At 51.7% G+C, this 14,977-nt stretch carries 12 protein-coding genes; 9 read left to right on the forward strand and 3 right to left on the reverse strand.

Going from position 1 to position 14,977, the window contains the following annotated elements; genetic code table 11:
• The first annotated feature begins 18 nt into the window (after nucleotides 1–18).
• Nucleotides 19–2,139, forward strand: a complete 2,121-nt coding sequence (locus tag NSU18_RS29065) for a serine hydrolase (RefSeq protein ID WP_341150697.1) — start codon at nucleotides 19–21, stop codon at nucleotides 2,137–2,139.
• Nucleotides 2,140–2,357: 218 nt separating this feature from the next.
• Here the strand turns inward: NSU18_RS29065 and NSU18_RS29070 are convergent, their stop codons facing one another.
• Nucleotides 2,358–2,846, reverse strand: coding sequence for an ankyrin repeat domain-containing protein (locus tag NSU18_RS29070; RefSeq protein ID WP_341151115.1), 489 nt, complete (start codon nucleotides 2,844–2,846; stop codon nucleotides 2,358–2,360).
• Nucleotides 2,847–3,605: 759 nt separating this feature from the next.
• Between NSU18_RS29070 and NSU18_RS29075 the strand changes: the two genes are divergently transcribed.
• Nucleotides 3,606–4,772 (forward strand): leucine-rich repeat domain-containing protein, encoded by a 1,167-nt coding sequence (locus NSU18_RS29075; RefSeq protein WP_341150698.1) that lies wholly within the window; start codon nucleotides 3,606–3,608, stop codon nucleotides 4,770–4,772.
• Between the two features lie 71 nt (nucleotides 4,773–4,843).
• Here the strand turns inward: NSU18_RS29075 and NSU18_RS29080 are convergent, their stop codons facing one another.
• Nucleotides 4,844–5,695, reverse strand: coding sequence for an aldo/keto reductase (locus tag NSU18_RS29080; RefSeq protein ID WP_341017733.1), 852 nt, complete (start codon nucleotides 5,693–5,695; stop codon nucleotides 4,844–4,846).
• Between the two features lie 187 nt (nucleotides 5,696–5,882).
• Between NSU18_RS29080 and NSU18_RS29085 the strand changes: the two genes are divergently transcribed.
• The 5 genes from NSU18_RS29085 (at nucleotide 5,883) to NSU18_RS29105 (ending at nucleotide 10,680) form a co-directional block, all read left to right on the forward strand.
• Nucleotides 5,883–6,338 (forward strand): MerR family transcriptional regulator, encoded by a 456-nt coding sequence (locus NSU18_RS29085; protein ID WP_341150699.1) that lies wholly within the window; start codon nucleotides 5,883–5,885, stop codon nucleotides 6,336–6,338.
• Nucleotides 6,339–6,934: 596 nt separating this feature from the next.
• Entirely contained in the window at nucleotides 6,935–7,783 is an 849-nt protein-coding gene (locus NSU18_RS29090; RefSeq protein WP_341017736.1) for a transporter substrate-binding domain-containing protein, read from the forward strand.
• 18 nt (nucleotides 7,784–7,801) lie between these two features.
• Nucleotides 7,802–9,133, forward strand: coding sequence for a CapA family protein (locus NSU18_RS29095; RefSeq protein ID WP_341150700.1), 1,332 nt, complete (start codon nucleotides 7,802–7,804; stop codon nucleotides 9,131–9,133).
• 42 nt (nucleotides 9,134–9,175) lie between these two features.
• Complete coding sequence (locus NSU18_RS29100) at nucleotides 9,176–9,931, forward strand: amino acid ABC transporter permease (RefSeq protein WP_341150701.1); 756 nt, start codon at nucleotides 9,176–9,178, stop codon at nucleotides 9,929–9,931.
• Nucleotides 9,931–10,680: an amino acid ABC transporter ATP-binding protein gene (locus tag NSU18_RS29105; RefSeq protein WP_341150702.1), complete on the forward strand. Its 750-nt coding sequence runs from the start codon at nucleotides 9,931–9,933 to the stop codon at nucleotides 10,678–10,680. Before NSU18_RS29100 ends, NSU18_RS29105 begins: the two co-directional genes overlap by 1 nt.
• A gap of 436 nt (nucleotides 10,681–11,116) precedes the next feature.
• Here the strand turns inward: NSU18_RS29105 and NSU18_RS29110 are convergent, their stop codons facing one another.
• A complete protein-coding gene (locus NSU18_RS29110; RefSeq protein ID WP_341150703.1) occupies nucleotides 11,117–12,514 on the reverse strand; it encodes a helix-turn-helix domain-containing protein in 1,398 nt (465 codons plus the stop codon).
• A gap of 389 nt (nucleotides 12,515–12,903) precedes the next feature.
• Between NSU18_RS29110 and hflK the strand changes: the two genes are divergently transcribed.
• Nucleotides 12,904–13,947 carry an FtsH protease activity modulator HflK gene (gene hflK / locus NSU18_RS29115; protein ID WP_341018639.1) on the forward strand — a complete coding sequence of 348 codons (1,044 nt, stop codon included), beginning with the start codon at nucleotides 12,904–12,906 and terminating at the stop codon, nucleotides 13,945–13,947.
• On the forward strand, nucleotides 13,944–14,810 hold the full coding sequence (gene hflC / locus NSU18_RS29120; protein ID WP_341150704.1) for a protease modulator HflC: 867 nt from the start codon (nucleotides 13,944–13,946) through the stop codon (nucleotides 14,808–14,810). Before hflK ends, hflC begins: the two co-directional genes overlap by 4 nt.
• Nucleotides 14,811–14,977: the final 167 nt, after the last annotated feature.

Here is a 14,977-nt window from a genome sequence, read left to right on the forward strand (position 1 = left end):
GGAAATGGAGTGAATTAAATGAATGTGTCATGGTTACGTTCCCGCTCTGCCTTGTGGACGAGGACTGTGTTATCGGCTGCACTGGTTCTGACACTGACGGCCCCGGCTGTCCATGCCGCCGCTGTTCCCCCTGCTTCTTCGGCCGCTCCGGCCGCTGCCGCTGTAACGGGCAAGCCGCTGACTACTGAGAATGTGGATGCCTTCCTTAAGCCGTTCTTCGGCTCGAAGGATGTGCAGGCACAGCTTGCCGGTGCCGTTGTTGTAGTCGTTAAGGACGGCAAGGCCGTAGTGAAGGAAGGCTTCGGATACGCAGATAAGGCTGCCAAAACCAAGGTAGACCCTGACAAGACCGTCTTCCGTATGGCCTCTGTCTCCAAAACCTTCACCGCCACTGCTGCCATGCAGCTCGTGGAGCAGGGCAAGCTCGATTTGAAGGCGGATTTTCAAACCTATACCGGCAAGATGGCCTTCGACAATCCCTTCGGAGTTCCGGTAACGGTTGCGGATCTGCTGACTCACACCACCGGCTTCCGTATTCAGGACCCGCTGCCGGAGGATATCAACCAGGATTTCACCACCAAGGTGTCGATTGAGGATTATGTGGTGAAGCATATGCCGCCGGTGGTGCGTGAGCCGGGCACTTCTTACATGTATGACAACTTCGCTTCGATGCTGCTTGGTCTGGTGGTAGAGAAGGCCAGCGGCATGCCGTATGAGGATTACATGCAGCAGCATGTCTTCGCCCCGCTGAAGATGGATTCAAGCGGCTTCCTGCTGGAAGGTAAGCTGAAGGACAATCTTGCTACTGCTTATGATGCCACGGGCAAAGAGGTCGATCTGTACAATGTGACGCCAACCGTGATGCCTCAAGGCGGCATGCTGTCTACTGGCGATGATGTTGCCAAGTTCATGACGGCATTTCTGAACGGAGGAGCGGTTGACAATAACCGCATTCTTAAGGCTGACACCGTACAATCGATGGAGGAATACCGTTCTTCCATTCATCCTATGCTACCGAATACCACCTACGGCTTTGAAGCGCCTTTACAGCTTCCGGGAGCCGGCAGCAGTTCCAAGATTATCACCAAGGCTGGCGATTTAATTGGCTTCAGCACTTATATGTTCCTGATCCCCGAGCAGAACACCGGGGTATTCATTGCCTATAATCAGCAGAGTACACTGCGGGAGCTGTTTTATCCGGCTTTTATTCAGAGCTTCTTCCCGCAATATGCCGCACCGGTGAAGCTGGATGCCTACAAGCCGAAGAGCACTGAAGCGCTGAAGGCCTTCACTGGCTACTATGCGGATCTCCGTATGAAGAGTCTGGTGTCTACAGTCTCTGTGCAGAATGGTGCGCTAATGATTAACGATGGTTTTCTGGGTTCCCGCAAGCTGATTCAGGTAGACGATAATTTGTTCACGGATGAGCTGACCGGCAAATTTACGGGCTTCACCATTAAGGATGACGGAGGCAGCGCTTATCTCAAGGAGCCTTACCTCAATCCGTTCAGCTACGGGCAAAAGGGGCCGGACGGCGTCGGTTATGCCGATGTTCCGGCGAGCCATCCTTATGCCGCTCCGGTTCAGATGCTCCAGTCGCTGGGTTATCTGCCGAATGATGCTACGCTGAGCTTCCAGCCTGAGGCGGGCATTACGCGCGCCCAGTATGTGCGGCTGATGATGGAGAGCAGCGGACTCAAGGGAAGTTCGACTGAGAAGCTGGCCTTCCCGGATCTGCAGGGCCATCCCGATGCCGCTTTCATTCAGCAGGCTGTTGAGCTGGGCATGATTGAAGGAACGGCCAGCGGAGAATTCCAGCCGGACCGGGTGATCTCCCGCCAGGAGGCTGCGGTCTTGATATGGAGAGCATATAATAAGCAATACCCGGATAAGCTGTTCGAGAAGGTGAAGCTGTCCGGCACTACAGACAAATGGGCCGTTCCGGCCGTGAAGATGGCTGTCGCCCTGGGCCTGTACGGACCGGACTTCAAGCCGGATGCCAAGGGCGCTGTGGACTATAAGTCCAGAGAAGCGCTGAGCAAAAAGGAGAACGCCGCCATTCTGTACGCCCTGTTCACCAAGCCGATCGACCAGATCGTATCCAAGCTGTCGCAGCAGGCTGGGGACGGGGGGAAGTAACGTATTAATGGGTTGGAAGCTGTCCCGAGGGGCAGCCTTCTGGATAATGAATGACAGGACCGGCCTTGGGCCGGTCCTGTTTCATTTCTGGCGCTTCGGAATGTTGCGGGAAGCGGGCGTAGAGCGGAGATGAGGTGCATAAGTACACTTGAATTTCGTAATAGTCGGCTAGATGAGCGAATGAGGTGCATTAATACACTTGAATCCACCGGCACAGCTTACATATGTGCGGACTTAGCGCCCAGGCCCTCCAGCCATGCGGCCAGTTCTGTGGCTTGGCAGCGTCTCGCGGCGTCCAGGGGAGTGAGGCCGTCCCATGGGGAGGGCCAGCTTAGCTCGGCTCCCCGGCCGAGCAGATATTCGGCGGCGGTGCGCTGTCCGCCGTGGCAGGCGCACCAGAATGCGACGTTTACCTCGTCCGGTGCTGCTGAAGCAGAGCTTGCGCCCCAAGGATAGCGGCGCGGGAGCGGATGTCCGGCGAAGTGGGCCTCCAGCGCATCAAGCAGACCAAGCGCCGCCGCGTGCCATAGTGCAGGCTGCGCACCGCGCTCCACCAGCCGCTGCGCCGCCCGCCACTGCGCGAAGGCCACAGCATCGTCCAGCGGGGTGCCGCCGGCGATGACCGCACCTGGGGCCTCGATGTCGGCACCGGCATCGAGCAGCAGGTCCAGCACCTCGGTGTCATCGCTGCTTGCTGCCCAGTGCAGCGGCGTCTCGCGGTGCCCCCGCTGAACTGCGCATTCACCTCCGCGCCTGCCTCAATCAGCACGCCAACGACCGCTGCATTATTGGGATAATGCCCCGGCCAGTCCGTGGCGATGTGCAGCAGCGTGCGCGACATCCCGCGATCAGTGCTGCCAGGGTTCACGCTTTTTGCTCCAGATTCTTCGCTTTCAGTGCCGCCGCCTGTGTTCTTACCGTTTGCGCTTGCCCCAGCGTCGCCGCCACTGTTAGCATTGCCAGTGTCCCTGCTGCCAGTCTCGGTGTAACTAACGCCCCCGCCATCATCAGGATTACCAGTGCCTTCGCTACTAGCCCCAGTGTTACTAACGCCCACACCGACAGTCTCTGTATTCCCGGCATCGCCAGTCTCCCCGCCGCCAGTCCCTTCGTTACTTGCCCGTCCCTCTTCAGTCCCAACAATCCGGGCTGTAGCCAGCCCCGGGTTTCCAGCCAGTAATTCTGTCAATCCCGGTACATCGCCGGTACGAATCGCCTGTACCACAGACTTCGCCAGCGGATCATCATATGTCATCCATGTCTGAGAACGCTCCGTGTTCATCCGGTAATTCCTCCGTTTTCGGTTCGGCAGTGTCCCATAATCATCCCGGCATCTGCCAGCATCTTTAGATTTCCTTCATTATAACAGAATATCAAACGCCTAATGATGGAGGCGACTTCATCCAGAGTGATCAACTCTCCAAGGTATGGTAGAATAATTCCAACGATCCGGGAGGAGGAGAACCATGCAATTTGAGATTACTCATGATTTCGCAGATGAACGTTTCCGGGAGTTTGTACAGGAGAACTTCTGCGGTGAACGTGAATCGATACTTAAGAGTGACATAGACACAGTAACCGCATTAAACCTGAGTGGCCTTGGAATCTCAAGTCTGCAAGGAATTGAGCATTTTACGGCCCTTCAGAAGCTGGATTGTTCCTATAACGGGTTAACCTTACTTGATCTTAGGCAGAACCGGGAACTGGTTAAGCTGAACTGCCGCAGTAACCTGCTGATCGAGCTGAACATGTCGCCTCATCAGTTATTGCAAGAGCTGGATTGCAGCCTGAATCTTTTCCGTACCCTGGACCTCAGCCGGAACACCAGGCTGGAGAAGCTGGAGTGTCAGGAGAATATGATATCGAGATTGGACTTAAGCAATAATCCTGGACTCATGGTACTCCAATGCTCCTATAACTCGCTGCATGAACTGAACCTCGGGCACAATACAGCACTGGAGCAGCTCGATTGCAGCAGCAATTATATCATTACTCTGAATATCGCAGAGTGTACGGAGCTTCTTGAAATCCGCTGCAATCATAATCATCTGACCCGCCTGGATACCAGCAAGCATCCAGGACTTACAGGTCTGCGTTGCTTCAATAATCATCTTACGGGTCTGGACCTCAGCCACAATAAGCAGTTGACCAAGCTCTATTGCTCGGAGAACAAGCTGACGGTACTGGATACGAGCCATAATCCGCAGCTTACGGAGTTGGATTATGCCAACAATCTTATCATCCAGCCCGATCATGAGGTGGAGGGTGTCGGAACCTTGCGGTATGATAATACCTTCACATGCTATAGCGCAGCTTTTTCCTATTCGGGCCATGAGCTTCCCGTGACCGCGGAGGTTAAGACCAAGACGGATGCGGAGCATTTGACCTCCCAGATTCAAAAAGTATGGGCTGAACTGGACAAGCTGCTTGACCGCGTATTGCTACAGATTGCCGGGGCCCATCCGGATGAAGATGTGAATGAGCTGGAGCTGGCCGAGCTTAACTTCGCTGATGACGGTTCCTTCCGTATCGGCTATGATGCCGGGGACACACCGGCGGGCCGGTTATGTATCTATGCAGCGTTTGATTCTGAGGGGGAGCTGGACCCTGAGCTGATCTATGAAATGTATTAGGCAGGTATGCCATAGACAGAGGCCCATGCGATTAAGCATGGGCCTTGTGCTGCTGAGGTATGATGGAGCTTTTACAGTTCAACCTTCCAGTTACCCAGCCGCTTTGCGATTTCCGGGTCCCGGTGGGAGAAGAACAGGCTCTCGCCTGTATCGAGCGCGGTAATCTGCGCCATATCCTCTGCACTCAGCGCAAAATCAAAAATATCGAAGTTCTCCACAATCCGCTCTTTGCGCACAGACTTCGGAATCGCCACGATATCACGCTGGATCAGCCAGCGCAGCACAACCTGTGCGACAGATTTGTTATGCTTAGCGGCAATCCCGGATAACACTTCATTGCTGAACAAGTTGTTTCGTCCTTCAGCGAATGGTCCCCATGATTCAATCTGCACTCCTTGTTCCTTCATAAAAGCAGCATTATCCGTCTGCTGATGGAACGGATGCGTCTCCACCTGATTGACCGCAGGCACAACCTTATTATGGACGATGAGGTCCATCAGCCGGTCCGGGAGGAAGTTGCTGACCCCGATCGCTCTGATTTTCCCTTCATGGTGCAGCTCTTCCATCGCCCGCCAAGCTCCGTAATAGTCCCCGAACGGCTGGTGAATGAGGTACAGATCCAGGTAGTCCAGCCCCAGCTTCTTCAGGGACTTGGCGAATGCAAGCTGGGCACTCTCGTATCCGGCATCCTGAATCCACAGCTTGGTGGTGATGAACAGCTCTTCGCGCGGTATACCACTGCGCTTGATGGCGCGGCCCACCGCCTCTTCATTCAGATATCCGGCAGCGGTGTCGATCAGTCGATAGCCTGCCATCAGTGCTTCGTACACTACCTTCTCACATTCTTCGCTATCTGGAACCTGATAGACACCGAAGCCGAGAATCGGCATTTTCACTCCATTGTTCAAAGTTACAGTCTGCATGATCTTGTCCTCCTATGGTATATTTATAGTTATGGCAAACGGATAGCTATCCCGGAAAAGTAATCCCGAACAGCAGGCACCTCAGCGGGGATTTCGCCGGCTGCCAATTTGCTATACAATAAGCCTATCGCCTTCGTGTAACACGAAGTCAAGCAGGGCTTATTATTTTTTTTCCGGGAGGGATATTATGTATACGGTCAAAGAAGCTGCCGCTATAACCGGACTCACTGAGCATGCGGTACGCTTCTATACGGATAAAGGTCTGGTGCCGAGCATTCAGCGTGATAAGAACAACATCCGGGTATTCGACGATGAATCGGTGAACTGGCTGTACGGGATCAAATGCCTCAAGCAGACAGGTCTCCCCATTGAAAGCATCAAAACCTATGTCGATCTCTGCCTCGAAGGGGATTCGACCATCCCCCAGCGCTTCGCTATGATGATGGAATACAGGGAAGCGGCGCTCATTCAGTTGGAAGAGGCCAAGCAGCGCGTTGCCCATCTGGAAGAGAAGGCCCTTCAGTATCAGGCCATTCTGGAGCAGCGTATCCCCGACCTGACCAATCCCGGCAACTGGGGCAAGCTGCTGGAGCAGGGTGTCAAGGTTCCGGCGCGCCGGAAGAGAGTGGTTCGGTCTTCTTAGGAGTCAGGGGATAGTGAGAAGAGCGGGCTTCGGGCTGCTGGAAGTGGGAAGATGGCGGATGAGAGGGATAAATCCCTTTGGTGGCGGCGAAAGAGGCTGAATGGATGAAATGAGAGGGATAAATCCCTTTGGTGGCGCTGTAAAAGGCCAAATGGTCGAAATGAGAGGGATAAATCCCTTTGGTGGTGCAGAATGTGGCCGGATAGCAAATGAAGAGCATTAGTGCATCTGAATTTCACAAAAGTCGGCCAAACGAGCAAATGAAGAGCATTAGTGCACTTGATTTTCACAAATCGGGGTCAAAGGCGTAAATGAAGAGCACTAATACACCTGATCTCATCGAGCATAAGTAGACAGGTATACATTAATTTGGAATACTCCCAGGTTACCTGGGGGATACATATATTAGGCAGATCAACCAAGCACACTCCAGCTCCCAATCGACTTTATTCGCCAGCATTCGTCAAATCCTTTGCCCGTTTACCTTGACACACTGTATACCCCGTGACATAATAATTCCAGACTAAAAGACTATGATAAGTTGGACATCATAGGACAACAAGAGAGAGCTTTTACTAGACGAGGGGGAAGTTATAATGAAGAAGAAATTTGTGCCAGGTATTCTGATAATGTTGCTCGGATTGGTTATTGCAGGCTGCGGTAATGGAAATAAGAATAACGCAGGTTCCGCAGAGACAAACGGCGCGGGAGCCGGTACGAAGACCATCATTGCTGCAACGAGCGGGGTAAGTAATCCTTTTAGCTACGAGAAGGACGGCCAGCTGACAGGTTACGATGTGGAAGTAATGAAGGCGATCTTCAAGGACCTTCCGGAATATAAGCTAGAGGTGCAGGCGATTGAATTCGAAGGGATTCTGACCGGCCTGGATAATGGACGCTTCCAGCTGGGGGCGAACAATTTCAGCTCGAACCCCGAGAGACGCGGCAAATACAATTTCTCTCTCCCGATTATTGAGAATGCCAATGTATTCGTAGTCCGCAAGGACGATAACACCCTTAAGGCGGTAGAAGACCTGAAGGGCTATAAAGCCGTAACCGAAGTAGGCAACTCCGGTGCCACCCTGCTGGAGAATTATAATGAAGCGAACCCGGATGCCAAAGCAGAGATTATCTACACCGACGAGAATTTCGTGAAGCAGTTCGAAGGTATTGAAGCCGGCAAGTACGATGTGCGCATCATTTCCCGTGTCTCTGCCGAGAAGGCCATCAAGGAGCACGGTTTCACCAACCTGAAGGTGGTTGCGTTCTCTACAGAGAATAGCGATCCAGGATCTTATATCCTGCTCTCGAAGTCTGCGGACAGCACCCTGCTGGATACCGTCAACAAGAGAATCAAGGAAATGTATGCAGACGGCACCCTGCTGAAGATTAGCCAAGAGCAGCTTGGCGGCGATTATTTGCCTAAAAAAGAGCTGATGGAGTAACCGGAGGAAGGTGAGCATATGAAATTTCTAGTCTCGGGAGATGCATTATTCTCCAGCAGCAATTTAGATAAGACGATGGACCCGGAGCTGCTGGCTCTCTTGCAAGGGGCCGATGAAGCTTTTACCAATGCAGAGTTCGTGACTCCGCGCCTCAATACCGCTCCGGCGGCAGGCCGCGGCTACCAGACCAGTGTGCGCCCCAAGGCGCTGGACGAATTCGGGAAGCTCAATATCCGTTATGTGAGCTTTGCGAATAATCATACGGGGGATTATGGGACCCAGGGTCTTGTGGATACGATCGAAGAGGCGGAAGCCCGCGGTCTGACCCCGCTTGGAGTGGGCATGAGCCTGCATGAAGCGCGTAAGCCGGTGTTTGTGGATACGCCAGACGGGCGGATTGCGATCATCACCATCGATGTGACGAGAAGCGAAGTGTTCGCTGCCTCGAATCCGGGGAACGGCGTTCCGGCCCGTCCGGGGGTCAACCCGCTGCGCTGGTCGCGTACGTATGTCGTGAACGATCAGGATTTCAGCACGCTCCAGGAGATCAGTGAGCGTATCGGCATCGCTTCCAGCATGGAGGAAGGCAAGAGGATTGAGACGTATAAAAGCAAGTCGGAGAACCACTATGAATTCGGCTCGCTGTTTGAGGGCTATTTAACCTTCGAGAAGGGTGAACAGTCCCGCGTCAAGACGGCAGCGCATGAGCAGGATCAGCAGGAAATCTACCGCAGCATCCAGGATGCGGCGGAGCGCAGTGACTATGTTTTTGTCAGCCTCCATACGCATGAAGGGGAGAACGAGAACTGGTACTCCGATTATCCGGCAGAGTTCATTGAGACCTTCGCGCGGGGTGCGGTGGATGCCGGGGCGAGCTGTGTCTTCGGGCATGGCGCTCATTTCACCCGTGGGGTGGAGCTGTATAAGGGGCAGCCGATTTTTTATAACCTGGGCAGTCTGTTCATGGAGTTCGAAGCAGGAGAGTCGATTGTATCTCCAGAGATGTTCACCGCCTACGGGTATGCTGAGAATGAAGCTCCATCTACTCTGCACAAGAACAGAACCAAGGACAGCGAAGGGAATTGGCAGGGCTTCTACAGCGACCGCAAGTTCTCGGAGAACTTCCTGGTCATGTTCGATCTGAGTGTGGAGGACAAGCGGTTCAGCTATGAGCTGATTCCGATTGATCTCAGACTTACCCATGAGACAGTAACGAAGCGCGGGCTTCCGGTACTGGCTTCGGACGAAGCGGCGGCTTCTCTGGTAGAGCGGCTGAATAAGGTAAGCAACGAACGGTATCATACTGAAATTATCTATGAGGGCAGACGGTTGACGGTCAGACCGTGTTAGAGCGTCGCCCTGTAAATTGAACGTGGAAGGAAGTCAGTCGTTATGGGAGAGATTTTTGATATCAACGCGGTGTTCTCAGCGATTCCTCGCCTGTTAGAGGTCCTTCCTGTGAGTCTGCAGATTACGGTCATCTCGATGATCGTCGGTCTTGTGTTTGCCCTGCTGTTCGCCATTATCCGTATGCGCCGAATTCCCGTGCTAAGCCAGCTAGTCACACTCTTCATCTCGTTCATCCGTGGAACGCCGATCATTGTGCAGCTATATCTGACTTATAACGGAATTCCGTTGTTACTCAAATTCATTAATCAGCAGTACGGAACGGATTATAATATCAATGCCATTCCGGCGATGATCTTCGTGCTGGTCACCTTCGCGTTCAATGAAGCGGCATACAACTCGGAGACGATCCGTGCTGCGCTGCAGTCGGTGAATAAGGGCCAGATCGAGGCCGCTGAATCCCTGGGGATGACGTATCTTCAGGTGCTGAGAAGAGTCATTGTTCCGCAGGCGCTTGTGGTGGCGATTCCGCCGCTGGGCAATGCCCTGATCGGACTGCTGAAGGGAACCTCACTGGCCTTCGTTGCGGGTGTAATCGAAATGACCGCCAAGGGGAAAATCATCTCCGGCAGCAACTTCCGCTTCTTCGAGGTGTATCTCGCGCTGGCGATTATCTACTGGATCATGACGATTCTGATTGAGCAGCTTCTGAGATTCCTGGAGCGAAGATTCTCCATTCCGGACTCCGCTACCGGAGCCATGAACCGCGGCTGGTTCTCTTGGGGAAGGAGGGAGATCTGATGATAAAGGTGAGCCATTTATCCAAGTCTTTTCACGGCAATCTGATTCTGGACGATCTCTCTGTCGAGATTAACAAGGGAGATGTCGTGGCCATCATCGGTTCGTCCGGTGCGGGCAAATCCACCTTCCTGCGTTCGCTTAACTGCCTGGAGCAGGCGGACCGGGGCACGCTGGATCTCGAAGGCTTCAAGGTCGATTTCAGCACGATCACGAACAAGCAGCGGCTGGAGCTGCGCAAGCAGACAGCGATGGTATTCCAGCAATTCAATCTGTTCCAGCACCGGACGGCGCTGGATAATGTCAAGGAAGGCCTGAAGATTGTGAAGCGGATGAATGACCGCGAGGCCGCGCAGATTGCTCAGAAGCAGCTGGAGCAGGTAGGCCTTGCTGAGCGTGCTCATTATTATCCGAAGCATCTGTCCGGCGGCCAGCAGCAGCGGGTGGGCATTGCCCGTGCGCTCGCGATGAATCCGAAGCTGCTGCTCCTGGACGAGCCGACCTCAGCGCTTGACCCTGAGCTGGTGGGCGAGGTGCTGCAGACGATTAAGAAGACCGCCGCTACCGGCCAGACCATGATTCTCGTCTCGCATGAGATGAGCTTTGTCTATGAAGTGGCGAATAAGGTGCTTTTCTTGGACAAAGGCAAGATTGTCGAGGAAGGAACGCCGGACGAGGTGTTCAACCATCCGAAGTCCGAGCGGGCCAAGGAGTTCCTGCATAATTATTTCCGCAATAAGTCTAGTATTTAAGAGCATTATAGTAAAAACCCCGAGAAGGCGCAGGTTTGCGCTTTTTCGGGTTTTTTTGGATGTGCAATTAAATTGGTAATCGAAGCTTCGTTGTCACTGAGGTGAACATTTTCAGGCGGACGCTACCGCTCCTACAGTTCCCAATATCCCCTTTTTGCTTTTCGTTAATTTCTTTCGTTCCACTTCTATAGCTATCCTTCTTTGAGGATAGCCGCGAAGCAAAAAACAGACGTCCCCGGTTCTGCGGGAATGTCTGTTGGTCTGTGGGCTTTCATGCGAGCAAAGGGCAGTAAGATAATTTGTATCAAATTATGAATATGCAGGAAAGGTTCAGCCTCCACCCGTACCGTGTCCCATAGTTGAAATTGACAATGGAGTGCTTACATTTACTATAGGTTCTGTGGGTATCACGGGTATAAGAATTGCAATACCCAGACTACAGAGAGCTAGAAGCCGAATAGAAATTCTTAGTATTAGAATTTTTCACTGTTCTGATCAGCAGTTTATATCGCTCCAGCTCTTCTTGTCCGGCTTCATACCGATATTGTTCAAACATATTGATACAAGCGAGTGCTATGCTCTCGTTGTTAATCTTGGAAGCAGATTCTAAACTTTGCAGTACGAAGCTGAATTCTTCATTTCGCTTATTTCGTATATAATAGGCAGCCAGCTCTACGAGGAACCGTGTGTGTTGATCCGATATAATCAACTGGTTGTACTCACCAAACTCTGTAGCATATGTCTGGTATGGAATGTAGTCAGCAAACCGTTCCAGAACGTGATCTACATTCCAGCCATAACGGTTAGCTGAAGCTAGGATATTAGATAAAGCTACAAATAATTCATCTCTTTGGGTTGAAATATGTTCAATATACTCTGAAAGGACATCCTGCTTACCAGACATAACCTGATAGAGCAAAGTATTTGCCTTGCCCCATTCCTGAAACTGAGCTATTGTTCGTTTTGCCTCTTTATCATCTTTTTGTATCCAGCTTGTATCTGTATACAGACTGACAAATTTCAAAGCCGATGTAAAATCATTATGTTCCTCACATATACTTGCGCGCATGAGATGAGAGTAATAAATATAGAAGCATAGCGGTTTTTCAGGTTTTTTCTCTTCACCCATCCTGCGGTTTGATTGACGTTGAAGATTATAGCGAAGAGTAGCCAGATGAAGCATATCCTGAGCTAATTTATCAGCTTTTTCCCATTTATGCAGTGAATAATACACATTTACTAAGTGCTTAATTCCATCCAACTGATCCGCCTCATCGAGCTTATCCAAATAACATTCAAAGATATGAGCCGCTTGCAGATTCCGGGTTTGGTCGTCTCCTAGGGCAATGCGGAAGAGACGGTATTGACACAAGGCCAGCCGTTCAGAGTTCTGGTATTTCTCACTGTCGCTCACGTTCTTATACAGCAATTCTGCTGCTTGCCATAGACCCTCCTGAAACAGCCCTTCTGCCACCTCAAATAACATGGGAGCGTAGGTCAGTTTCTCCAGCAATTGCTGAACCACCTGTTCAATGCAATCCAGACGCCCAAGCTCGGCTGAACGTACTAGAAACGGCCGTAACCGCCGCCAGGTTGGCGGGGAATGATCGAAGCATTCTTCCACATAAAGGCTGTAAAAGTGATCCTCAGGAAGCCCCATTGCCCTCGTAATCCGCTCCAGATGGTTCATGGCAATGGGTTGCTGACCATGAATAAGCCGGCTGAGCGTTCCTGAATTGATTCCGGATTGTCCGGCAAACTGATTAATAGTCATCTTCTGCTGGGACAGATACCCTGTTAATGCATCGCGAATGGTCGTTAGTGTCGGGACCATGTACTCACCACCTGACTAGATTCCAAGAACTATATTTTTATTTTATAGCTGTAATATTATTCTATAATATTCCAATGGTCAATATTTCAAATGAGTACAAACCGTGAAATAGTGGCAATTGACCGAGAGAAACGCAGCGCCTGAGGAAGTTCCAATAGTAGAGTAAAGATAAGTTAAGAATCTGTGAATTTTCCGCTTTTAAGGTTAAAATATTCCTGATTGGGAGTTCATTTTCCGTTGCGGTCAACCAGCCAAACCCGCGAGAATCGCAGCAATATTCAGCTACATTCATTAAAGTCGCAATTTTTGAGACTTTTTTGTTTTGTATCCGTATATATACCTTTAATACGACTAAAATACGCCAAAAGGAGCGATGCATCTTGAATTTCATGAACCAGAATGGCGATAATATCCCAGGGTTCAAGCTGCCGAAATTGAAGCCGGGCATGTACAAAAGGATAGGGGTGGGGGTAGCCGCAGCGGCTGTACTCTTGTATATCGGCGCGACCTCATTTTATACGGTGCAGGAGCAGGAACGTGCAGCTATTCTGACCTTCGGCAAGTATACGGGTGAGAGCTCAGCCGGGCTTCATTTCAAATGGCCTTATCCCATCCAGGATGTAATTACCGTTCCTGCCGAGCTGACCCAGCGGATTCATATCGGATACCGCCAGGAGTCGGATGGAGCGGTGCCTGTGGATGATGAAGCTATGATGATTACGGGCGACGAGAACATTGTCTCTGCCGATGCTGTAGTCCAGTGGAAGATCAGCAATATCCGTGATTACCTGTATAACATCGATAACCCGGAGCATTTCCTGCGTAACTCAGCCAGCTCCTCGATCCGTGCGGTGATTGGATCCGAGAAGCTGGACTATGCGATTACCGACGGAAAGACGGTCATTCAGGATAAGGTACGCGTGCTGCTGGTGGATCTGCAGAAGAAATACAACACCGGTATTCAGATCATCGATATTAAGTTCCAGGATATTGAGCCGCCAAGCGGCCAGGTGGAGGAAGCCTTCCGCGAGGTGACGAACGCCCGTGAAGAGAAGAATACGAAGATCAACAACGCTAAGAAGTATGAGAACGATATCATTCCGAAGGCGCGCGGTGAAGCGCAGGCCCTGCTGGAGAGGGCCGAAGGCGAGAAGAAGTCGCGTATCCTGAATGCGCAGGGGGATGTGGCGCGGTTCAATGCGATTTTTGCCGAATATGCCAACAATCAGAGCGTCACCGAGAGCCGGCTGGTACTGGAGACGTTGGAGCAGATCCTGCCTAATGCCAAAATCTTCATTACCAACTCGAACAGTGATACGGTGAACTATCTGCCGCTGAATGAGCTGATGCGCAGCACCAAGGATAGCACCTCTGCCCCTGCCGCTGTAAATCCGGCCCCTTCAGCCGCACCGCAAGGAGGAGATGCCAAGTGAAAAAAAACCCGATCATCCTATTAATATCCTCTATCGTTCTGATTATTCTGCTGGCCGGCTCTATGTACATCGTGAAGGAAGGGGAATATAAGGTTGTTCTCCGTTTCGGTGAAGCGATGCGTGCGGTGGAGGAGCCGGGGCTGAAGTTCAAGCTGCCTTTTGTCGAGAATGTCTCGGAGCTGCCCAAGTATCAGATGACGTACGAGAGCTCGCCGACCAGCATTCTGACCAAGGACCAGAAGCCGATTGTGGTCGATAATTATACCGTCTGGAGAATCACCAATGCTTCACAGTTCCTGAGAACCGTTCAATCGGTCAGCGGCGGGGTCCAGCGTATCGATGAAGCCGTCTATAACTCGGTGCGACGCAAGCTGTCGGAGATCAATTATGAGAATATCATCAGTGAGGATACCGGCCGGGGCAATATTAATGATGAGATTACCAAGGATGTAAGTGACGCGTTGTCCCGTGATAACTATGGCATTGAAGTCATTGATGTACGGATCAAGCGTACCGACCTGCCGGAAGAGAACAAGCAGAGCGTCTACAACCGGATGATCTCGGACCGCCAGTCCATCGCTGCGCGTTACCTGTCCGAAGGGGACGAGGAATCCAAGAAGATTACCTCCAAGGCGGACCGTGCTTCCCGGGAGCTGATGGCCCAGGCCGAAGCCGACTCCAAGAAGATTATCGCCGAAGGCGAAGGGGAAGCTGCCAAAATCTATAACCAAGCCTATGGAAAATCTCCCCAGTTCTATAGCTTCTACCGCACGTTGCAGAGTTATGTGACCACGCTGAAGAATGAGCCGGTGATCATGATCCCGATCGATTCGCCGTATGCGAAGATCCTGATGGGACAGTAATAGTGTAACAAATACAAGAGCAGCACTTCTTCCATCTTAGGAGGAGTGCTGCTCTTTTCGTTGAGAGGAAGCGCTAGCTTCCCGCTTGGACGGAAAATAGTTGGATTTCCGGCACTTGCTGATCAGCAAATGGGCGATACGAAAACAGCAGTTGGAAAAACAGCACT

It is taken from the genome of Paenibacillus sp. FSL H8-0048, from assembly GCF_038002825.1.
Taxonomy (GTDB): Bacteria; Bacillota; Bacilli; order Paenibacillales; family Paenibacillaceae; genus Paenibacillus_AQ.

Coding starts and splice junctions, on each gene's coding strand:
- NSU18_RS29105 (WP_341150702.1), top strand. CDS start 9,931: ATGATAAAGGTGAGCCATTTATCCAAGTCTTTTCACGGCAATCTGATT.
- NSU18_RS29095 (WP_341150700.1), top strand. CDS start 7,802: ATGAAATTTCTAGTCTCGGGAGATGCATTATTCTCCAGCAGCAATTTA.
- NSU18_RS29110 (WP_341150703.1), bottom strand. CDS start 12,514: ATGGTCCCGACACTAACGACCATTCGCGATGCATTAACAGGGTATCTG.
- NSU18_RS29075 (WP_341150698.1), top strand. CDS start 3,606: ATGCAATTTGAGATTACTCATGATTTCGCAGATGAACGTTTCCGGGAG.
- NSU18_RS29090 (WP_341017736.1), top strand. CDS start 6,935: ATGAAGAAGAAATTTGTGCCAGGTATTCTGATAATGTTGCTCGGATTG.
- NSU18_RS29080 (WP_341017733.1), bottom strand. CDS start 5,695: ATGCAGACTGTAACTTTGAACAATGGAGTGAAAATGCCGATTCTCGGC.
- hflK (WP_341018639.1), top strand. CDS start 12,904: ATGAACCAGAATGGCGATAATATCCCAGGGTTCAAGCTGCCGAAATTG.
- NSU18_RS29065 (WP_341150697.1), top strand. CDS start 19: ATGAATGTGTCATGGTTACGTTCCCGCTCTGCCTTGTGGACGAGGACT.
- NSU18_RS29085 (WP_341150699.1), top strand. CDS start 5,883: ATGTATACGGTCAAAGAAGCTGCCGCTATAACCGGACTCACTGAGCAT.
- NSU18_RS29100 (WP_341150701.1), top strand. CDS start 9,176: ATGGGAGAGATTTTTGATATCAACGCGGTGTTCTCAGCGATTCCTCGC.